A 19,972-nucleotide genomic window follows, 5' to 3' on the forward strand; every position below is an offset into this window, starting at 1 on the left:
CGCGTGCAGAGCGCGGAAGAGACCACCAACTGCCCCGACTGCGGGCACCAGATCCGGGTGAACCCGCGCTACGTCACCTGGTGCGAGCACTGTGACTGGAATGTCGATCCGACACCCGTGGTCGACCAGACCCCGGCCTGGCGACTCGCGATCGAGCACCGGCTGGCAAATTCGCTGTACGGCGAACTCGCGAAGGGCGAAGTGCACCGCCCCGGCTGGGACGCGGCCCGGATAGCGGCCGTCCTGCTGTCAGTACTGATCCTGATGCTCCCGCTGATCGGCTTGGTGACCGGGATCGCTCTGCTGGTCTTGTACCGGCCCCTCTGGTTCAGCATCCTGCTGTCCCTGCCCGCCTTCGGCATTGCGTTTCTTACCCGCCCGCGAGCCGCCACACTGCCAAGGGGCGTCCAGCTGCTCCACCGCGACCAGGCACCGACCTTGTACGCCGTACTCGACCAGGTCGCCGCTGCCGTCGGGACCAAGCGGGTCGCTGCGGTTGCGGTCATCGCGGAGCCCAACCTCTGGTACATGCGGGCCGGCTGGCGGCTTGACCCCGTCATCGGCATCGGACTGCCGCTCTGGGCCGGTCTCCGCCCGCAAGAGCGGGTCGCGATGCTGGCACACGAGCTCGGACACGGCCGGCACGGGGACTCGCTGAACAACTGGCTGGTCGGCAGCGCCTGGTCGGTGCTCGACGGGCTACGGGCGACCTTCACCGAGCACCGGCTCGATCGGATCAGACGTGAGTGGGGCGTCCGCGATGGCACCGGGACCACCATTGTCAGCCGGATGCTGAACACCACGGTGGGGCTGCTGGTGCGAGGGATTGCCTGGCTGCTGGAACGCCTTCAGTTGCGGAGCAGCCAGCGTGCGGAGTACCTCGCCGACCGGAAGGCGGGTGAGATCGCCGGCTCAGAGGCCACGGCGCAGGCGCTGGAACGGTTGTTCCTCGCCGACGCCTCGTACCGCGCGATGGAGCGTGCGATCCGCTTTCCCACCGAGATCACGCCGCTGGACGCCGTCCGGCGAGCAGTCACCGAAGTACCGGCGCGGGAGATCGAGCGGCACCTGCGCGCCAGCAGGGTCCGCGAGACCCGGACCGACGCGACGCATCCGCCGACGTACCTGCGGACCAAGCTGATCCGGACGAGGCCGATCACGACCGCCCGCGTGGTCCTGGACACGGACCAGAGCCTTGCCATCGATCATGAACTCGAACCGGTCGCGCAGAAGGTCCTGTCCCAGCTAAGGCTCGGCCGTTAGACGTTCAGGGGTGCCTTGCGTAGGGCGGCGACGGCCTGGTCTGGGTGGTCGGCAAAGACGCCCTGGATGCCCAGGGTGGCGAAGCGGGTCAGTTCGGTGGGGAAATCGGTAGCAGTTGGTAGGAAGCGGCGTTCGGCGCGGAAGGTCCAGAGTTGGACGGCCAGGCCGGCCCGGTGGGCCTGGTCTACGAGTCGAGTCGGCTCCCCCAGGCCGCCGTTGGCGGTGCGCGGGATGACCAGGTCCTTGTGCGGCGCGACCACCTGCGCGTACGTCGAAATCTCCCGCAACCCGGCCGGTTCGATCAGATCGGCATACGTGCGACCGTCGCCGGCGCGGAGGAAGTCGTGCGGAGCGCTCTCGGAGTCCACCAATTGCACCAGCGGGACGCGCGTCATCACGGACAGCCGCCGCAGGCTGGTCGGCTCGAAGGACTGCACCATGATCTCGTCGTCCCGCAGTCCGAGCGCCAGGATCCGCTCGGTCAGGAGCTCCTCCAGCGGCAGTCCGAGCCGCCGGAAGTACGCCGGATGCTTGATCTCCGGGATGACTCCGATCGGCCGCCCGAGCCGGAGCGCCTCCCGCCGGGCCAGCGCCACCACGTCGTCGAACCGGGGGATCTCCTCGAGACCGTCGTACGCCGTGTTGTGCGCACGCAGACCCGGCATCCGCTCGACCGCGCGGAGCGTCCGCAGTTCGGCATAGGTGAAGTCCTCCACGAACCAGCCGGTCACCGCGGTGCCGTCGACGATCTTGGTGATCTTGCGGTCCGCGAAGACCGGGTGCGCCGCGACGTCCGTCGTACCGGAGATCTCGTTCTCGTGCCGGCAGACCAGGATGCCGTCGAGAGTGGCGACCAGATCAGGCTCCAGGTAGTCGGCGCCTTGGGCAGCCGCCAGACGGTAGGCACCCGCCGTGTGTTCCGGGCGGTACCCGCTCGCTCCCCGATGTGCGATCACCAACATGGTCCCAGGACAGGGGCCGCAGATTGCTCAGCGGGAACTCGTTGCCCAACGCAAGGTGAAGCTCTACCGACTGTCACCAAAGCTGGGCACCGGCCCCGGGCCCGGCGAGGTGCCCGGCGAGGTGCCCGAACGCGAATAAACCGCATGCGACTGTCGGTGGCGACGCCTAGCCTGACAGTGCCATGAGACAACTTCCCGTCGCCGATCCCGGCGTCCCCGATCACCGCTCGCCGGCCCGCTATCTGTGGTGGGTCGCGAGGCAGCAGGCGCGCACGATGATCGGCGGGATGTCGTTCGGAATTCTCTGGATGGCTTCGCAAGCTTTCATCCCGGCGATCCTCGGCAAGGCCATCGACGAGGGCATCGCGGCGCGCGACGGCGAGCGGCTGCTGCAGTGGACCGCGGCGCTGTTCGCGGTCGGCGTCGTGCAGGCCGCGGCCGGCATCATGCGACACCGGTTCGCGGTGACCAACTGGCTGTCAGCGGCCTACCGCACGGTTCAGGTCATCACCCGGAAGTCGGCCGACCTCGGCGCGACCCTGCCGAAGCACCTGGCCACCGGTGAGGTGGTCAGCGTCGGTGCCGGCGACCTGTCGTACGTCGGCAACCTGATGGAGATCTCGGCCCGGTTCGCCGGGTCGATCGTGGCGTTCGTCGTGGTCGCGGCGATCCTGCTCTCCTCGTCGACCACGCTCGGCCTGGTGGTGCTGATCGGCGTACCCGTGATGCTGTTCTGCCTCGGCCCGATGCTGCGACCGCTGCACAAGCGGCAGTCCGCCCAGCGCGAGGCGGTCGGCGAGCTGAACTCGCTGGGCTCCGACATCGTGTCCGGTCTGCGCGTGCTGCGCGGGATCGGCGGCGAGGAGTCGTTCTCCCAGCGCTACCGCACGGAGTCGCAGGAGGTCCGGCGGGCGGGTGTCCGCGTGGCCGGGATCCAGTCTGTGCTCGACGCGGCCCAGGTGTTGCTGCCCGGCATCTTCGTGGTGCTCGTGGTCGGTCTGGGCGCGCACTTCGCGCTGCGCGGGGACCTCAGTGCGGGTTCGCTGGTCGCGTTCTACGGCTATGCGACGTTCCTGGTGCTACCACTGCGCACTGCGACCGAGTTCGCGAACCAACTGATGCGCGGTCTGGTCGCAGCGGGTCGAGTGAACCGGGTGCTGGAGCTGCAGCCCGACATCACCGAGCCTGCGCAGCCGGTGCGGTTGCCGAGCAGCGGCGACCTGGTCGATCCGGTTTCCGGTATCCGCGCCCGAGACGGTCTGCTCACAGCGATCGTCTCGACCGAGCCGGACAGCTACGCCGTACTGGCTGACCGCTTGGGTCGGTACGACGACCTCAGCGAGGTCAGGTACGGCGGGGTGACGCTGGCGAGTGCCACCCGGGCAGACGTCCGGGAGCGGATCCTGGTGAGTGACATCGGCTCCCAACTGTTCACCGGCACGCTCCGCACGGAGCTCGACCCGGATGGTCGTCGTACGGATGACGAACTGATGGCGGCGATGCACACGGCGTCGGCCGAGGACGTGCTGGTCGCGTTGGCGGACGGGTTCGACTCCGATGTCGAGGAGAAGGGCCGGTCGTTCTCCGGCGGTCAGCGGCAGCGGTTGGTGTTGGTGCGGGCACTGTTGGCGGATCCGTCCGTACTGGTGATGGTCGAGCCGACGTCGGCCGTCGACGCCCACACCGAGGCGCGGATCGCGGAGCGGTTGCGGGAGTACCGAACTGGCCGGAGCACCGTCGTACTGACCGCGAGCCCGTTGCTGCTGGACCGCGTCGACGAGGTGATCTTCGTGTCTGCCGGACGGGTTGTTGCCACCGGCAAGCACCGGACGCTGCTCGAGACCGACCCGCAGTACCGCCGTACCGTCACCCGTGAGACCGAAGCCGAGGAGGCCGTTCGATGAGGCAGATCCTGCCCGTTGCCGGGTCCGCGGACATCCGGCGGCATGCGCGGCGACTGGCCCGACGGCACCCGCGGACGCTGATCATCGCGCTGGTGCTGCATGCTCTGGCCGCGGTCAGTGGTTTGGCGGCGCCGCGGCTGATCGGCAACCTGGTCGAGGACGTCCAGCACGGCACGACCGCCGGCAAGGTGAACCAGGTGATCATCGTGATCGCGGTGTTCATCGTGGCGCAGTCGCTGCTGACCCGGTGGGCGCGGTTCCGGTCGTTCGCGCTCGGTGAGCAGGTGCTGGCCGAGCTGCGGGAGGAGTTCGTCGACAACGCGCTCGCCCTGCCGATCGGCACGGTCGAGCGGGCGGGCACGGGCGACCTGCTGTCCCGGACCTCGCGTGACGTCGACACGCTTTCGCGGACGGTGCGGTTCGCCGTGCCCGAGACGATCATCGCGTTCGTCACGGTGATCTTCACGGTCGTGGCCACGGTTCTGGTCGGCGTGTGGGTGCTGGTGCCGCTGGTCGCGATGGTGCCGGTGATCTGGCTGAGCACTCGGTGGTACCTGCGTCGCGCGAAGGACGGTTACCTTCGCGAGAATGCGGCGTACGCACAGCTGACGAGCTCGCTGGCGGAGACGGTCGAGGGCGCGCGGACGGTCGAGGCGCTGCGGCGGTACGACGAGCGGGTGCGGCGGGGCGATGGGGACATCCGGGGCTCGTACGACGCTGAGCGGTACACGTTGTTCCTGCGGACGGTGTACTTCCCGGTCGTCGAGGTCGGGTACTTGGTGCCGATCGTCGGGACGCTGCTGTTCGGCGGCTGGCTGCACCTCAACGGGCATGTCTCCCTCGGTGCGGTCACGGCTGGCGTGCTGTACGTCAACCAGCTGATCGATCCGGTCGACCGGCTGCTTTCCTGGCTGGACGAGCTCCAGTCGGGTGGTGCCGCGTTCGCCCGGATCCTGGGGATCAGCGACGTACCGGATGACCGGACGCCGTCAGGGCGGATGCCGTCGGGGGAGCTGGTCGAGGCGCATGACGTGCGGTTCTCGTACGTCGACGGTCGCGACGTACTGCATGGGGTGGAGCTGACCATCCAGCCTGGTGAGCGGATCGCGATGGTGGGTCCGTCCGGTGCGGGGAAGTCGACGCTGGGGCGGTTGGTTGCGGGTATCCATCCGCCGCGGACCGGTTCGGTGACTGTTGGCGGGGTCGGGATGACTGAGCTGCCATTGGATGAGCTGCGCAGGCAGGTCGCGCTGGTGACGCAGGAGCATCACGTCTTCGTGGGTACATTGCGCGACAACCTGGCGATGGCGCGTCCTTCCTCATCTGATGCTGAGCTGCTCGACGCGTTGTCTGCCGTCGATGCCCGCGATTGGGCGGAGGCGCTGCCGGACGGGTTGGACACACGCGTTGGCTCTGGTCAGCTGGCGCTGACACCGGCCCAGGCCCAACAGTTGGCGCTGGCGCGGTTGGTCCTGGCTGATCCCCACACGCTGGTTCTCGACGAGGCTACGTCGCTGATCGACCCCCGAGCCGCCCGCCACATGGAGCGCTCGCTGGCCGCCGTACTAGAAGGCCGGACGGTCATCGCCATCGCTCACCGCCTCTACACCGCCCACGACGCAGACCGAGTCGCCGTAGTAGAGGACGGCCAAATAACAGAACTGGGCAGCCACGAAGACCTAGTAGCCCGCCAAGGCTCCTACGCAGCCCTATGGACCTCCTGGCACGGCTAACCCGAGGACCTTTCTCTCCCCCATCCACTAGGTGGGTGGGGGAGGTTCTTCAGCGTTTGCGTAGGAGTAGGACTGATGAGTCGACGTGTGGGGGTGGGCTGAAAGCCTTGCGGGGAAGGCGGATCCCGATCGACGGGTCGTAGTACCGGAACCACCGATTGGCCCCAGGTGCGTCACCACGTGCCCACCGGTTCGCCACCTGTCGCTGCAACACGAGATCAGCCGACACCAAGCGAGAGCCCGGCGCCAGCAAGCGCTTCAGCAAAACGGTGGAGATGTTGTACGGCGGACTCGATACCACCCGGAACGGCCGGTTCGGCAACCGGAGATCCGTGGCATCAGCCCGGACCACCGTCACCGACTCGTCCGCGAACCTCCGGCGCAACCGGTCGGCGCGAACAGGGTGGAGTTCGAAGGCGACAACCTGGGCACCGGCCCGGACCAGCGGTGCGGTCAGCGCACCGAGTCCGGCCCCGACGTCGAGGACGAGCTCACCGGGTCTGATCCCGGCCGCGTCCACGACCCGTTGGGCCCAACGACTATCGAGCGGATGCCATCCCCAGGCACCCCGCGCCTGCCCGGAGCCGGGCACGACGGACCATCACGAAGTACGTAATCATGCGCCGACCCTAGACCGGGCGACCGACCGCACTCAAAGCATTTTCGGGCCGGCCCCCAGTGAAAGCACCGTCTCGGTCGTACGACGCTGCGCCAGCTCCAGCCGGCTCCGCTTCGACCCGCTCGCCTTCGCCAACTCACGTCGTACGTCGAGAACCCGCACCGGCAACGCATCCGTCATCAACAGCGGCGCATACTCCGCCTGCTCGGTCGTCCACCGATCACCGTCACGCCTGAACGTGAAGCGAGTCAGCAGCCCCTCAGCCTTGATGCTGTCGGGCTCGCGGTGTGCGGCGACCAGATTGCCCAGCCCGTACGCGACCCACTTCCCGTTGATCTGCTCCATCGGCTGCACCACGTGCGCGTGATGCCCGATGATCAGATCGATGTTGCTATCAGCAAGCAACTGCGACGCGAGCTCACGCTGCTCGTCGTTGGCCTTCTTCGAGTACTCGGTCCCCCAGTGGCAGCTGACCACGACGATCTCGGCGCCCTGATCCCGCGCTTCCTTCGCCTTGCGGATGATCGTGGCCGCGTCCAGCTTCCCGGCCCGCCAGGTCTGCCCGTTCGGATACGGCAGACCGTTGAACCCGAACGTGAACGACAGCGACGCGACCTTCACACCGTTCGCCTCGACGATGGTCGGCGTCTCGGCCTCGCTGCGCGAACGCGCCGTACCCGCGTGCTTGAGACCCGCCTTCTCCAACGTGTTCAGCGTCCGGTCGACCCCCGCCGCACCACCGTCGAAGCTGTGATTGCTCGCCGTCGTGCACACGTCGTACCCGGTCTGCTTCAACGCCGCAGCCATCTGCGGCGGACCCTGGAACAACGGGTACCCGTGATACGGACCACCGAGCGGCGCGAGCGGTGTCTCCAAGTGCGCAATCGAGAGATCGGCCTGCTGGACAAGGGGTTTGACGCTCCGCATCAACGGCGCGAAGTCCCATGACCCACCGTCACCGTCACGCTTCGCGGTGGTCCAGAGACGCTCGTGCAGCAGTACGTCGCCAGTCGCAACCAGCGTCAACCGGTCCGGCCGATTCCCCTGACCCGCTTGGGGCTTCGGCTCAGCCTGACCTTCTCCGCCACCCGTGTTTCCGTCGGTGTCCGCTGCACTGTCCGCGATGCAACCGGCAGTCGCGAGTACGCCGACTCCGGCCAGCAAACCCCCGAGCACCGCACGTCGCCGTACCGCCATGTCCAGCCCCCAAGCCTCAAACCCCAGTCAGGGAAGGAGACGCTGGAATCGAGCACTTGGTTGGGCTTTGTGACCTAAGCGATGAGGTTGGAGCTGGTCGGGTGATCGTCCGGGGTGGTCAGGCTGTCCTCACACGTGAGCACCAAGGTGTCGAGGGACAGGTTGAGGGTGGCGGCGACCGCGGCGACCGTGAACAGCGCGGGCGTCGGGATGCGGCCGGTCTCGATCTTGCGCAGGGTGTCGACGGACACACCGCACGACGCGGCTACCTCGACCATGCTGCGTTCGCCGCGTGCTTCGCGCAGCAGGCGGCCGAGTTGGCGACCGCGTTCGCGATCCCAGCTGGAGAGAGGTGGTCGGACCATGAGCGTGATAATAGTACCGGTATAACTATCCCGTGAAGTTGAGGAAGCAGATAATGGTCGAGCTGAAGACACCGGCAGAGATCGAACAGATGCGCGCCGCCGGTCGCGTCGTCGCCAACGCGCTGGCGGCCGTGAAGAAAGAGGCCGCTGCCGGGGTCTCGCTGCGGGAGCTCGACGAGGTAGCGCGGGACGTCCTCCGGACCGCCGGAGCGGTGTCGTTGTTCGAGGGATATCAGCCCGGGTTCGCGACCAGCCCGTTCAGCGGCGTGATCTGCACGTCGGTCAACGACGCGGTCCTGCACGGCCTCCCGAGCGACCTCCGCCTCGAGGACGGCGACCTGCTCAACGTCGACTGCGGCGCCTCGGTCGACGGCTGGTGCGCCGACGCCGCCACCAGCTTCTGCGTCGGTACGCCGCGACCCGAAGACCTGGAACTGATTGCGACCACCGAGCGCGCGCTCGCGGCCGGGATCGCGGCCGCCGTGGACGGTGGTCGATTGGGCGACATCGGCGCCGCCATCGGCCGGATCGGGCGCGAGGCCAACCTCGGCACCAACCTCGACTTCGGCGGGCACGGCATCGGGCACCGCATGCACGAGGACCCACACATCCCCAACGGCAGTCGCCCCGGCCGAGGCCTCAAACTCCGCGCCGGCCACGTCTTCGCCATCGAGCCCTGGTTCTGGACCGGCCCCGGCTCCACCTACGTCATCGACGAGGACGGCTGGACGCTGAGATCCGCCGACCGAACCCGAGGCGCCCACGCCGAACACACCGTGGCCATCACGCCCAACGGCCCCGAAATCCTCACCGTCCCGTAAATCCGTCCCCGCCACCCATTCGCAGTTGCTATTCATATCGAACATGTGTTCGACTATGGCTATGCGATGGGCCGGCCAGCAGATCGGTGTCGAGACCCCGGGGACCTTGCCGGGGCTCGGGTCGATCGCCGGGCTGGTGCGGTCGGTGACGACGCCGGAGTTCCGCGGCGTCACGTTCCACGAGGTGGTCTCCAAGTCGGCGCTCAATTCCGTGCCGGGTACGGCGCTGCCGTTCAACTGGACCGTCAATCCGTACCGCGGCTGCACCCACGCCTGCCGGTATTGCTTCGCGCGCCCGACCCACAAGTACCTCGAGCTCGACCAGGGCCTGGACTTCGACCAGCAGATCGTCGTGAAGACCAACGTGGCCGAGGTGCTGCGCCGTGAACTCGCCCGCCCGTCCTGGTCGCACGAACAAGTTGCCTTAGGCACCAATACCGATCCCTATCAACGGGCCGAGGGCCGCTACCGGCTGATGCCGGGAATCATCGACGCACTGGCCAGTTCGGGCACACCCCTGTCGGTGCTGACCAAAGGCACTTTGCTCCGCCGCGACCTCGGCCTGCTCTCCGCAGCCGCCGAACAGGTGCCGGTCGGCATCGGCATCTCCCTGGCGCTCGGCGATGAGGAGCTCCGGAAGCACCTGGAGCCGGGCGTGCCTTCGGTCCGCGGCCGCCTGGACCTCATCCGCGCCATCCGCGACGCCGGCCTGCCCTGTGGGGTCATGGTCGCCCCCGTGCTCCCCTGGCTCACCGACTCCCCCGAGCACCTCGACCACCTCTTCGCCGAACTGTCCGCAGCCGGCGCCACCGGGGTCACCACTCTCGTCCTCCACCTGCGCCCTGGCGTCAAAGAGTGGTTCATGACCTGGCTGGCCCAGGACCACCCTCACCTCGTCTCCCGCTACGAATCCCTCTACGCCCACGGCTCCTACGCATCGCCCAGCTTCCGCAACGCCTTCGAGGAGAAGGCCCGTCCGCTCCTCGACAAACACGGCTTCGGCAAAGGCTCCAGCCACCGCTCGAAGCCTCTACCCGGTGCCCCCGCTCGCCGAGCCCGCTCCGACGCCGCGCCCCGCCAGCCTCGCGGCGTCGTCGAGGCCGCCGGCCCCGACGCTCCCTCCGCCGAGTCATCCGGCTGGGGCGAAGCTGCACCATCCCGCTTCCGCCGCCGGCCGCCCCGAAAACCGGCCCCACCGCCGCCCTCCACCCAGCAACCCCTCTTCTGACCGGCGAAATACTCAGCGGAAAGCGGAGGCGTTCGCGACTGCCCACTCGCGGTACGTCATCGCCGGCCGGCCCGTGAGTTCAGGCACAGTCGGTTCGGGCTTCATCGGATACTCCGCCATCATCCGGAAGCCATCGAGCAACCATTGCGCGGTCTCGAGCCCGATCGCCGGCGCGAGCCGGTCGAGATATTGGTCCGGCGTGAGCTCCTCATAGCGGACCTCGCGCCCGATCGCCGCCGCGATGTGCTTGACCTGCTCGGGAGCCGTGAGCCCCTCCGGTCCACTCATCGTCAGCTTCTGACCGGAGAAGCGCTCGGACAGCAGGACGACACGTGCGACCGCAGCGATGTCGCCCAGGTCGATCGGGGTCTGCACGGCTTCGGCGTACGGCGATCGCACCACGCTCTCGGTCTTGATCGACTCGGCCCAGTCGAGCGTGTTGGTCATGAACTGCCCGGGCCGCAGGAACGTCCAGTCGAAGCCGGCCGCCTCGATCGCACGCTCGATCCGGTAGTAGTGCCAGGTCGACGGATCCCCCTGCGCCTCATAGTCCGCGGGCTCACCGGACAGTACGACGACCCGCCGCACGCCGGCCGCTGTCGCACAGCGGACGAAGTCGTCCACGTACGCCGGAAGTGGTGCGAGGTACACCGTGTCGATACCGGTCAGCGCGGCAGGCAGGGTCGCGGGCTTGCCCAGATACCCGCGGGCGACCTCAACCCCGGCGGGTAGGGCTGCTCGCGTCGGGTTGTTGGTGAGTGCTCGGACCGGCGCACCTGCGGCGACGAGTTCGTCCACCAGCAATCGGCCCACGCTTCCGGTCGCGCCTGTTACCAGGATCGTCATGCCGGTTCTCCCTTCGAGGCGAAATCAATTCTCGTAGGGTATACGAGAATTCAAGAGAGCGCCTATGGTTGCTCCGTGGCAGTGCGGCGAAGTGGTGAGGGGCAACCGGAGCGCACGCTCGCGTTGCTCTGGCGCAACCACCGCAAATCGACCAACGACACTCCGCCAGGCGCCGACCGCGAGCTGGGCGGCACGGGAGACGAAGGGTCGCGGCCGGATGAACGGCGGCGGGGGGCTGGGCGGCGGCCTTCGTTGGATGTTGACGACGTGGTGTCGGCGGCGATTCGGTTAGCAGACGAGCAGGGGCTTGCGGCGGCCTCGATGGGTGGTGTGGCGAAGGAGCTCGGCGTCGGGACGATGACGCTGTACACCTATGTCCCCTCCAAGGAGGAACTGCTCGACCTGATGGTGGACGAGGTGCTGGGTGAGCGCGAGCTACCCGGCCCGAAGGAACCACGACCGGACGACTGGCGGGAGCAGGTGGAGATCTATTCCGAGCAGACCCGCGCGATGTTCCGGCGGCACCCGTGGCTCTGTCAGGTGTCGACGATCCGTCCGCCGGTCGGCCCGGGCATGCTGGCCGCCCGTGAGTACCTGCTGTCCGCGATGCTCACCCTCGGCCTCAGCCCGACCGAGACCAACACGGCAGCGCTCGCGATCACGACGTACGTCGACTCGGCGGCCGGACTCGAAGCGGAGAGCGAGCTGATCGAGCGCGCCACCGGCCAGAGCAACGACGCCTGGTGGCACGAGCGCAACGAACTGTGGGAGCAGTACTTCGACGTCGAGAGACATCCCGCGATGACAACGATCTGGGAGGCGAACGGCTACCAGTCCACCACCCGCGAAGCCGCCGCCGACTCCTACCGCTACGGCCTCGACCGCATCCTCGACGGCATCGAGGCCCAGCAATCCCGCTAGCTCTCCCGGGAGGAAACTCCAGGCCCCGGGATGTCGTAAGTTGCTGCGGTGAGCGAGAACTTCCAGGTCGATCTGCAAGGCATCGTCGATCTGCTGAGCAACCATCTGTACAGCAGCCCGCGGGTCTACCTGCGCGAACTGCTGCAGAACGCCGTTGACGCGATCACCGCCCGGCAGGCCGTGGATCCACAGGCGCCGCAGCGGATCGACGTACGCACGGCTGACGACAGGTTGAGCATCTCCGACACCGGGATCGGGCTCCGGCCGGACGAGGTGCGCGAACTGCTCGCGACGATCGGGCGGAGCTCGAAGCGGGACGAGATCGGGTTCGCCCGGACCGAGTTCCTCGGCCAGTTCGGCATCGGCCTGCTGTCCGCGTTCATGGTCGCGGACGAGATCGAGGTCGTCACCCAGCCCGCCGGCGGCCCGGCCACACACTGGATCGGCACGGCGGACGGCCGCTACACGATCACCGAAGCATCGTCGAAGGCCGAGCAGGGGACGACGGTCACTCTCAAGGCCCGGCGTGGTGCCGAGCAGTGGTACAAGAAGGCGACCGTGGTCGAGCTGATCCGCTTGTTCGGCGCACTGCTGCCGATCGAGATCACCGTCGACGACGACCGCGTCACCGACGGCAAAGCACCATGGGAAGCGGCCAACCAGCGGGCCGAGCTCGTCGGCTACGCACAGGACAAGCTCGGCTTCACCCCGTTCGATGTAATCCACCTGAACAACCCGGCCGCCGGCCTGACCGGCGTCGCGTTCGTGCTGCCGTTCGCCGCCAACCCGGCCGAGCGGGCCACCCATCGCGTGTACCTCAAGCGGATGCTGCTGGCCGAGAACGTCGAGGGCCTACTGCCCGATTGGGCATTCTTCGTCCGTGCGGTCATCAACACGTCCGAGCTGCGGCCGACCGCGAGCCGCGAGGCACTCTTCGACGATGGCAGCCTCGAAGCGACCCGGGACGCGCTGGGTGCGCAACTCCGCGGCTGGCTGGTCCGCCTCGGCAACACAGACCCCGCCAAGCTGGACAAGTTCCTCCGTATCCACCAGCTCGGGGTGAAAGCACTCGCACTGCACGACGACGACATGCTGCGGCTCGTGCACCGCTGGCTGCGCTTCGAGACCAACCACGGCCGGATGACCACCGCCGAGCTCCAGGAGCGCGGCAGTGAGATCAGGTACGTCGCCACTGTCGAGGAATTCCGCCAACTGGCGGCTGTAGCGGCCGCACAGCAGATCACTGTGGTGAACGGCGGCTACACGTACGACAGTGAGCTTCTGGAGCGACTGCCCGAGGTCATACCCGACCTAGTCACCACCCGGTTCGATCCGACCGAGCTGAGCACCAGCTTCGACAGTCTGGACCCGGAGACCGAGCTCCGGCTCCGTCCGTTCGTGCAGCTCGCGCAGGACGCGTTGGACTCGGTCGGTTGCGAGGTAGTGGTCCGTGCGTTCGAGCCGGCCGGTCTGCCGGCGCTCTACCTGGTGGACCGGTCCGCGCAGTTCGCCAGTGAGCTCAGAGCCACCAAGGACCGCGCCGACGCGCTCTGGTCCGAAGTACTCGGTGCACTCGACACACACGACGACAGCCGCCCGCAGCTTGTGCTGAACTACCGCAGCCCTTTGGTACGGCGAATGGTCTCGCTGGACGACCGTGAGCTCACACAGCTCGCGGTAGAAGGCCTCTACGGACATGCACTGATGCTCGGCTACCACCCGATCAGCCCGGCGGATTCCGCGCTCGTGAACCGCTCATTCCTCGGTCTGCTCGACCAGGCCGTGCCTACCCAAGAGGACCCGACGCGATGAACCAGGAAATCCTTGACCGGTTGCAGCGCGCCGAGAGTGCGCCGTACGGGAAAGCACGGTCCGCTCTGCTCGAGGACGTCGTACGGCGGGCCGATGCGGAGGAGGAGGCTGAGCTGGCGTTCTACAGCCGCCTCTCGCTGGTGACGGCGTACGTGATGGGTGGGGAGCCGCGGAAGTCGCTGGTGCCGTTCGCGCGGTGTGTGGCGGACTGGGACGCGTTCCCCGATCGCTACCGGGACCACGGGCACACTTTCCACTGGTGCTTCAAGTACGCGCCGAGCACGCTGAGCAAGTTCCCGGAGGTGCCCCTGGAGCGTGCGTACGCCGTTCTGGACGACATGGAAAAGCGGTGGCGCCTCAGCGGTCACAGCATGCACGCCGTACACCAGCACCGCTGGCTGGTTGCCCACCACATCGGTGACGCGGAGACGGCGGCCGAGCAGTTCCGGCTGTGGTCGACCGCGCCGCGCGACGACCTGTCGGACTGCGTCGGTTGCGACCCGACGTCGAAGGTGCACCACCTGACCAGCGTCGGACGTACGGCGGACGCCGTCGCACTGTCCGTGAATGTCCTGGACGGGCAGCTCACCTGCGCCGAACAGCCGCAGCAGATGCTGACCGCGCTCCTCCCGGCGTATGTTGCCGAGGGCATGTATTCCGAGGCCGTCGACGCGCACCGGAAGGCGTACCGGCTCCTGCGCAGCCGGGTCGGCGAGCTGAGTGAGCACGCGGACCACGTGGTGTTCCTGGCCCGGACCGGCAACGAACTGAAGGCTGTCGAGCTGATCGAGCGGCACGCGGCCGAGCTGGCCGACCCGCCATCGCCGTACGCCGAGATGGTGTTCGCGGCGGGTGCTTCGCTCGCGCTGAGCCGGGTCGACGCCGGACTGATGATCCGGCAGCCTGGAGCGTCGATCCGCGCGGCCGAGCTGGCCGAGACGCTGGCTGCGCGGGCGCTGGAGCTCGCGGCGCAGTTCGACGCACGGAACGGGACGACGCATCGCAGCAACGAGATCCGGAAGACGCTGACCGCGGAGCCGTGGGTGGAGTACCTGCCGCTGTCGGAGACTGCCCGGCGCGCCCAGCTCCGGAAGGAGGCCCAGCCCGCCGCCGCACCCGCTGAGCCGGAGGCCGAGCCTGCGCGGCCGGCGCCCACCGGCCGTGGCTGGCTCGACGAGGCCGAGGACCTCTGGCAGCGCGGACGTTCCGAGCAAGCGATCGTCGCCTGGACCGCGTTCGAGCAGGAGGTGCCGGAGAGCGAGTGGACCCCACTCGACCGCGCCCGTGCGTTGGACGGTCGCGGTCTGCTGGCGTTCGAGCACCCGGAGCGTGCGTTGGAGTCCTGGCGCGAAGCACTCGCGCTGTACGCCGACCTTGGCGAAGAGATCCGCCTCCTGCGCGACCGTGGCCGGATCGGCCGCCTCCTGTGCGAACAGGGACAGGTAGAAGAAGGACTCGCGACCGGTGTGGAGCCGTTGCGCCGGCTGATCGCTACGGACGAGCCACGCCGCCAGGGCCACTGGCAGTACTCGCTGGCCACCATGTACGCGCACGCCGGCCGGTACGAGGACGCCGTACGCGAACTGCGTGAGCTGCGCGCGCGTCCGGACGTCGAGGAAGACCTTCTGGCCGGCGCAGCGATGATGCAGGGCGACCTGCTCGCGCAGCTGGGTCGCTTCGAGGAAGCAGAAGAGGCCGCCACGGTGGCGTCCGGGGCAGCGAGTGAACTGGTGCGGTCCTTCGCCTTCCGGCAGCGCGGGCGGATCCGTCTCGAGCTTGGACGCCCGGCCGAGGCAGCCGAGGACCTGACCGAGGCCGTCGCGCTGATAGCCGGCGTACCGGGTCTGGAAGTCCAGGGGGCGCTGTCGCGACTGGAGTTGGCGCGCGCGTACCTGCAGACCGGGCGTCCGCTGGAGGCAGCGGAGACCGGTGAAGAGACGCTGCCTGTGCTGGGTGGCGATCCTGGGCTGGCCGAATCACTGGCCGACGCACGCGGCGTACTGGTCGATGCGTATCGGTCACTGGGCGAACTGGAGTCCGCACTGACCAAGGTGCGCGAGTTGCAGGCGTCGGCGCCCGCGGATGCGCATCCGGGCTGGCTGGCGATGGTCCGGCAGGACGAAGGCTTGCTGCTCGAGCAGCTCGACCGGGACGAGGAGGCGGTCGAGGTACTGGTGTCCGCAGCCTCGCAGTACGCCGCCGCCGAGCAGCCGACCGGACAGGTACAAGCACTGCGGCTGGCCGGCCAGTCCGCTCGGTACACCGGCGACTTCACCCGCGCGGTCCAGCTGATCGAGAGCGCCCGACCGATCCTGGACGCGCTGCCGTCAGCCGACCAGCACGTGATCTTCCAGACGGCCGGGATCCATTGGGACCTGGCCCTGATCGCCCTCCAGCAGGGCGACCCGAACATCGCCGTACAGCAGGCGACTCAGGCCGCCGAGCACTACGAACGCGGCGGCTTCGAGGACCAGCACGTCAACGCCCGCCTCCTCGTCGCCGAGCACAGCACCGACGAGACGTACGTGGAGCAGCTCTTCCCCACCCTCACCCAAGGCACCGAACCCTGGTACCGCGCCGGCTGGCTCCTCGTCGACCGCCTCCGCACCCAGGGCCGCGACCACGACGCCACGAAGCTGGAGGAACAGCTCAGCGCCGAGTGAGCGGGTTCAGCGGCGGCGGAAGAGGCCGCGCTTCTTGCGTTCCGGGGCGGGCGCAGGCTCCGGGTCGACGGCGGGCAGGTTGACGATGTCTCGGGCCAGGTCGGCGACCGCAGTGTTCAGAGCTGGGGTTGCCAACGCCAGCAGGGCCAACGACTCCAGGATCGTGACCGGGCGCGCCTTCGCGGCCTCTGCTGCGGACATGAAGCGCCAGCCGACCAGGTCGGCCACGTCCCCGCGAGCGGCCGGGTCGACCCACGCGGTCGCGACCAGCGCGAGCATGGCGGCCTCGGTGACCCAGTCCTCCGGGCCGTAGACCAGATCACTCAGGACGCGGCGCCGGGTCGACGACTGCCAGGGCTCGTCGGTCCGATGGTGGGCGATGCCGAGACAGGCCGCAACTTGCAGGGACCGGATCCACATCGGCCAGTCACTCCGGTCGTCGGACTGGAGCGCCGGTGGATGGACCAGTACGCCGAGCAGGTCGTCTAGCCGGGTGTCGGCCAGCAGTACGGCGCCGTCGTACGCCGCCGGGAGGTGGGCCCAGACCACCTGAGCCACCCGGGCTACAGCCTCGGCGCCCTCGGGTGTCGGCGGCGCAACCGCGGGCCGGGCGAGGTTGCCGTCGTACGTCCAGACAGTCAGCCCGACCGGCTTGGCGGGTCCGCCGATGATCGCGACAGGCTGCCGCGGGTCGGGTGCGAGCACCTCGTTGAACGCCACGTCGGATCCGGGCATGACCCGGTCGAAGGCGAGGAGCGCGCTCGGCGGCTCCACCGCGGACACCGCCAGGGACATCGGTCCGGTCGGGGCGACCTCCTGTTCCAGGACCTGTCCGAGCACGTTGATGACTGCCTCGGTCGGAGCCGGGACGCCGCCGAGCCAGACCTGGCGGGAGGGGTCGGTGAGCTCGTCGTTCGCGTGCTGGGCCTCGTGCGTACCCGGCTCCGCGAATCTCAGCAGGTCAGCGATGCCGACCAACTCGTCGACGCGACCGTACCGCCGGTGCCGCAGCCCGTAGCGCTCGATCTGCGAGCAGTCGTGCCCGGGGTTGATGGCGAGCGCCCGCTCGGTCCAGCCGATCGCCTCGTCCAGCCGGTCGGCCCGGCCGAGCAGGGACGCGATATCGGCGTACACCGACAGGTTGCCCGAGTCGAAGGTGAGTGCTTGCTCCAGGGCGGCCAGGGCCTCATCGGTGCGGCCCTGCTCGCGGAGGGCGTACGCCAGAGCGATCGCGGCCCGGTCGCTCGGCTCCACCTCGGCCGATCGCTTCGCTGCCTCGACGGCTTCGTCGTACCGGCCGTGGCGCCGCAGGAACACCGACGCCGCCCACCAGGCCCAGGACGATCCGGGATGTGCGGCGGTCATGTTGCGTGCCAGCGCGAGGTACGGCGCGTACGCCGCCTGCAGGTCGTCGTTCTGCCCTTCCGGCATGGCCCTGAAGAGCTGCGCGAACACGCTGACCAGATCGCTCGGCTGACACTTCCCAGGCATGGCCGGGTCCAGCACCCAGGCGACATCGGCCCACCGCATCGACGGCTCATGGCCCTGGGCGGACGCCAGCAGGCCAAGGGCTTCGGCGAACTCACCCCGCCAGGCCAGCGCGTGCGCGCGGGCCACGACCGTGCCGATGAAGATGTCGCCTTCGAGCGGCCACAGCTCCACGCCACCGCCCGGCCGGCTCAGCAGCGTGGCCAGCACCTCGTGCGCATCCGGCAGCGTCGGATCCGCGGCGAGGGCGCCCGCCACGTGATCGGCCGCGTGCCTGAGCTCGTCGTCGTCCAGCGCGAGCCGTGCGAGCCCTACTTCCCCTTCCGCGGTCAGCCGCGGATCTCCCACCCCTTCACTCATCGAGCCAGCATCCTGGCCCACGGGGTCACTCCCACTCGATGGTGCCCGGGGGTTTGCTGGTGATGTCGACGGTTACTCGGTTGATCTCGTCGACCTCGTTGGTGATGCGGGTGGAGATCTTTTCGAGGACGTCATACGGGAGGCGGGCCCAGTCGGCGGTCATCGCGTCCTCGCTGGTGACGGGACGCAGTACGACGGGGTGTCCGTAGGTCCGGCCGTCACCCTGGACGCCGACCGAGCGGACGTCGGCGAGCAGGACCACCGGGAACTGCCAGATCTCGCGGTCCAGGCCGGCCGCGGTCAGCTCGGTGCGGGCGATCAGGTCGGCGGCGCGGAGGATGTCGAGCCGTTCCTTGGTCACCTCGCCGATGATCCGGATGCTGAGGCCCGGGCCCGGGAACGGGTGCCGGTACACCAGGGTCTCGGGCAGGCCGAGCGCGATGCCGAGCTCGCGGACCTCGTCCTTGAAGAGTGTGCGCAGCGGCTCGATCAGCGAGAACTGCAGGTCGTCGGGCAGGCCGCCGACGTTGTGGTGCGACTTGATGTTCGCCGCACCGGTGCCCCCGCCGGACTCGACCACGTCCGGGTACAGCGTGCCCTGGACCAGGAACTCGATGTGCCGGTCCGCGTCGAGCTGGCGCGCGGTCGCCTCGAAGGTGCGGATGAACTCGCGCCCGACGATCTTGCGCTTCTGCTCCGGGTCGGTCACGCCGGCCAGCGCGCCGAGGAACTGGTCCTCCGCGTCGACGACCACCAACCGCGTCCCGGTGACGGCCACGAAGTCCTTCTCGATCTGGTCGGACTCACCGGCCCGCTGGAGGCCGTGGTCGACGTACACACAGGTCAGCTGGTCGCCGATCGCCTTGCTCACCAGGGCCGCCGCGACCGCGGAGTCGACACCGCCGGACAGCGCGCACAGCACCTGCTTGTCGCCGACCTGCTGGCGGATCAGCTCGACCTGCTCGTCGACGACGTTCGTCGTGGTCCAGTCGCCCTTGCAGCCGGCGATGTCGTAGAGGAAGTGCTCGAGCACCGCCTGACCGGCCTGCGAGTGCAGCACCTCCGGGTGCCACTGCACACCGGCGAGCTGCCGGTCCACGTCCTCGAACGCAGCCACGGGCGCGCCCTCGGATGCCGCGAGTACGGCGAAACCCGCCGGCGGGGCGTGGACCGCGTCGCCGTGGGACATCCACACGTTGAGGTCCGCGGGGATCCCGGCCAGCAGCTTGCCCGGCTCGCTCACCGTTACCGGCGTACGACCGAACTCGCGCAGCCCGGTACGGCGTACCTCGCCGCCGAGGGTCTGCGCCATCGCCTGGAACCCGTAGCAGATCCCGAACGCCGGGACGCCGGCCTCGAACAGGCCCGACTCGACCCGCGGCGCGCCCTCGGCGTACACGGACTGCGGTCCGCCGGACAGGATGATCGCCTTCGGGTTCCGCGCCAGCATCTCCTCGACCGGCATCGAGTGCGGCACGATCTCGGAGTACACCTTCGCCTCGCGCACCCGGCGGGCGATCAGCTGCGCATACTGCGCCCCGAAGTCGACAACCAGAACCAACTCATGCTGCGGCATTTCTTGGGTCACCCACAAAGCCTATCGGTGCACCTCAGCCGGGCTGTAATCCGCGGGCCGGACCCCGAGCGGGTCGTTGGTGATCTCCAGCCCGGGGAAGCGGCGGCGCATCTTCGCCTCGTACCTGGTCGCAGCCGCGTCGTCACCGATGTAGTCGGCGATCTGGTGCGGCCCGAACCACAGCCGGACCCGGCGCCGAGAGGAGAGGTTCACG

General features: G+C 68.7%; 16 protein-coding genes. 8 read left to right on the forward strand and 8 right to left on the reverse strand.

The window, feature by feature from the left end:
- Positions 1-3 precede the first annotated feature (3 nt).
- On the forward strand, positions 4-1,263 hold the full coding sequence (locus tag AB0L70_RS23530; RefSeq protein ID WP_363687492.1) for a M48 family metallopeptidase: 1,260 nt from the start codon (positions 4-6) through the stop codon (positions 1,261-1,263).
- Here the strand turns inward: AB0L70_RS23530 and AB0L70_RS23535 are convergent.
- The gene (locus tag AB0L70_RS23535) at positions 1,260-2,225 is read right to left on the reverse strand and encodes a glycerophosphodiester phosphodiesterase (RefSeq protein WP_363687494.1); all 966 of its coding nucleotides are present in this window, start codon (positions 2,223-2,225) and stop codon (positions 1,260-1,262) included. The two genes, AB0L70_RS23530 and AB0L70_RS23535, sit on opposite strands and share 4 nt — an antisense overlap.
- Before the next feature lie 182 nt (positions 2,226-2,407).
- On the opposite strand from AB0L70_RS23535, the gene AB0L70_RS23540 reads away from it, so the two are divergent.
- Together AB0L70_RS23540 and AB0L70_RS23545 are read left to right on the forward strand one after the other, a co-directional pair.
- Positions 2,408-4,129: an ABC transporter ATP-binding protein gene (locus AB0L70_RS23540; protein ID WP_363687496.1), complete on the forward strand. Its 1,722-nt coding sequence runs from the start codon at positions 2,408-2,410 to the stop codon at positions 4,127-4,129.
- Entirely contained in the window at positions 4,126-5,862 is a 1,737-nt protein-coding gene (locus tag AB0L70_RS23545; protein WP_363687498.1) for an ABC transporter ATP-binding protein, read from the forward strand. Before AB0L70_RS23540 ends, AB0L70_RS23545 begins: the two co-directional genes overlap by 4 nt.
- Before the next feature lie 49 nt (positions 5,863-5,911).
- Here AB0L70_RS23545 and AB0L70_RS23550 read toward each other — a convergent pair whose 3' ends face one another.
- From AB0L70_RS23550 to AB0L70_RS23560, 3 genes are all read right to left on the reverse strand, one after another.
- Entirely contained in the window at positions 5,912-6,454 is a 543-nt protein-coding gene (locus AB0L70_RS23550; protein ID WP_363687500.1) for an rRNA adenine N(6)-methyltransferase family protein, read from the reverse strand.
- Positions 6,455-6,514: 60 nt separating this feature from the next.
- Complete coding sequence (locus tag AB0L70_RS23555) at positions 6,515-7,678, reverse strand: CapA family protein (RefSeq protein ID WP_363687502.1); 1,164 nt, start codon at positions 7,676-7,678, stop codon at positions 6,515-6,517.
- 74 nt (positions 7,679-7,752) lie between these two features.
- Positions 7,753-8,043 (reverse strand): helix-turn-helix transcriptional regulator, encoded by a 291-nt coding sequence (locus AB0L70_RS23560; RefSeq protein WP_363687504.1) that lies wholly within the window; start codon positions 8,041-8,043, stop codon positions 7,753-7,755.
- Positions 8,044-8,096: 53 nt separating this feature from the next.
- On the opposite strand from AB0L70_RS23560, the gene map reads away from it, so the two are divergent.
- Positions 8,097-8,864, forward strand: a complete 768-nt coding sequence (gene map, locus AB0L70_RS23565) for a type I methionyl aminopeptidase (protein WP_363687915.1) — start codon at positions 8,097-8,099, stop codon at positions 8,862-8,864.
- Positions 8,865-8,919: 55 nt separating this feature from the next.
- Positions 8,920-10,092 (forward strand): Rv2578c family radical SAM protein, encoded by a 1,173-nt coding sequence (locus AB0L70_RS23570; protein ID WP_363687506.1) that lies wholly within the window; start codon positions 8,920-8,922, stop codon positions 10,090-10,092.
- Between the two features lie 12 nt (positions 10,093-10,104).
- Here AB0L70_RS23570 and AB0L70_RS23575 read toward each other — a convergent pair whose 3' ends face one another.
- A complete protein-coding gene (locus tag AB0L70_RS23575; protein ID WP_363687508.1) occupies positions 10,105-10,938 on the reverse strand; it encodes an NAD(P)H-binding protein in 834 nt (277 codons plus the stop codon).
- A 75-nt stretch (positions 10,939-11,013) separates the two neighbouring features.
- On the opposite strand from AB0L70_RS23575, the gene AB0L70_RS23580 reads away from it, so the two are divergent.
- Genes AB0L70_RS23580 through AB0L70_RS23590 form a run of 3 tightly spaced genes read left to right on the forward strand, consistent with a single transcriptional unit; the run spans position 11,014 to position 16,334 of the window.
- Positions 11,014-11,859: a TetR/AcrR family transcriptional regulator gene (locus tag AB0L70_RS23580; RefSeq protein ID WP_363687510.1), complete on the forward strand. Its 846-nt coding sequence runs from the start codon at positions 11,014-11,016 to the stop codon at positions 11,857-11,859.
- A gap of 48 nt (positions 11,860-11,907) precedes the next feature.
- Positions 11,908-13,671 (forward strand): HSP90 family protein, encoded by a 1,764-nt coding sequence (locus AB0L70_RS23585; RefSeq protein ID WP_363687512.1) that lies wholly within the window; start codon positions 11,908-11,910, stop codon positions 13,669-13,671.
- Entirely contained in the window at positions 13,668-16,334 is a 2,667-nt protein-coding gene (locus AB0L70_RS23590) for a hypothetical protein (RefSeq protein WP_363687514.1), read from the forward strand. The genes AB0L70_RS23585 and AB0L70_RS23590 overlap by 4 nt, the downstream gene beginning before the upstream one ends.
- Positions 16,335-16,340: 6 nt before the next feature.
- Here the strand turns inward: AB0L70_RS23590 and AB0L70_RS23595 are convergent, their stop codons facing one another.
- From AB0L70_RS23595 to AB0L70_RS23605, 3 genes are read right to left on the reverse strand one after another with little or no spacing between them, the layout of a single operon-like run.
- Positions 16,341-18,182: a tetratricopeptide repeat protein gene (locus AB0L70_RS23595; RefSeq protein ID WP_363687516.1), complete on the reverse strand. Its 1,842-nt coding sequence runs from the start codon at positions 18,180-18,182 to the stop codon at positions 16,341-16,343.
- Positions 18,183-18,207: 25 nt separating this feature from the next.
- Positions 18,208-19,758 carry a glutamine-hydrolyzing GMP synthase gene (gene guaA / locus AB0L70_RS23600; RefSeq protein WP_363687917.1) on the reverse strand — a complete coding sequence of 517 codons (1,551 nt, stop codon included), beginning with the start codon at positions 19,756-19,758 and terminating at the stop codon, positions 18,208-18,210.
- A 21-nt stretch (positions 19,759-19,779) separates the two neighbouring features.
- Positions 19,780-19,971 carry a hypothetical protein gene (locus AB0L70_RS23605; RefSeq protein ID WP_363687518.1) on the reverse strand — a complete coding sequence of 64 codons (192 nt, stop codon included), beginning with the start codon at positions 19,969-19,971 and terminating at the stop codon, positions 19,780-19,782.
- Position 19,972 lies beyond the last annotated feature (1 nt).

This window comes from Kribbella sp. NPDC051952 (assembly GCF_040680855.1).
Classification (GTDB): domain Bacteria; phylum Actinomycetota; class Actinomycetes; order Propionibacteriales; family Kribbellaceae; genus Kribbella.

What these genes read in the sequence shown, in the direction of transcription:
- AB0L70_RS23595 (WP_363687516.1), bottom strand. Translation starts at nt 18,182, where the DNA reads ATGAGTGAAGGGGTGGGAGATCCGCGGCTGACCGCGGAAGGGGAAGTA.
- AB0L70_RS23560 (WP_363687504.1), bottom strand. Translation starts at nt 8,043, where the DNA reads ATGGTCCGACCACCTCTCTCCAGCTGGGATCGCGAACGCGGTCGCCAA.
- AB0L70_RS23555 (WP_363687502.1), bottom strand. Translation starts at nt 7,678, where the DNA reads ATGGCGGTACGGCGACGTGCGGTGCTCGGGGGTTTGCTGGCCGGAGTC.
- guaA (WP_363687917.1), bottom strand. Translation starts at nt 19,758, where the DNA reads ATGCCGCAGCATGAGTTGGTTCTGGTTGTCGACTTCGGGGCGCAGTAT.
- AB0L70_RS23540 (WP_363687496.1), top strand. Translation starts at nt 2,408, where the DNA reads ATGAGACAACTTCCCGTCGCCGATCCCGGCGTCCCCGATCACCGCTCG.
- AB0L70_RS23570 (WP_363687506.1), top strand. Translation starts at nt 8,920, where the DNA reads ATGGCTATGCGATGGGCCGGCCAGCAGATCGGTGTCGAGACCCCGGGG.
- AB0L70_RS23545 (WP_363687498.1), top strand. Translation starts at nt 4,126, where the DNA reads ATGAGGCAGATCCTGCCCGTTGCCGGGTCCGCGGACATCCGGCGGCAT.
- AB0L70_RS23575 (WP_363687508.1), bottom strand. Translation starts at nt 10,938, where the DNA reads ATGACGATCCTGGTAACAGGCGCGACCGGAAGCGTGGGCCGATTGCTG.
- AB0L70_RS23590 (WP_363687514.1), top strand. Translation starts at nt 13,668, where the DNA reads ATGAACCAGGAAATCCTTGACCGGTTGCAGCGCGCCGAGAGTGCGCCG.
- map (WP_363687915.1), top strand. Translation starts at nt 8,097, where the DNA reads ATGGTCGAGCTGAAGACACCGGCAGAGATCGAACAGATGCGCGCCGCC.
- AB0L70_RS23535 (WP_363687494.1), bottom strand. Translation starts at nt 2,225, where the DNA reads ATGTTGGTGATCGCACATCGGGGAGCGAGCGGGTACCGCCCGGAACAC.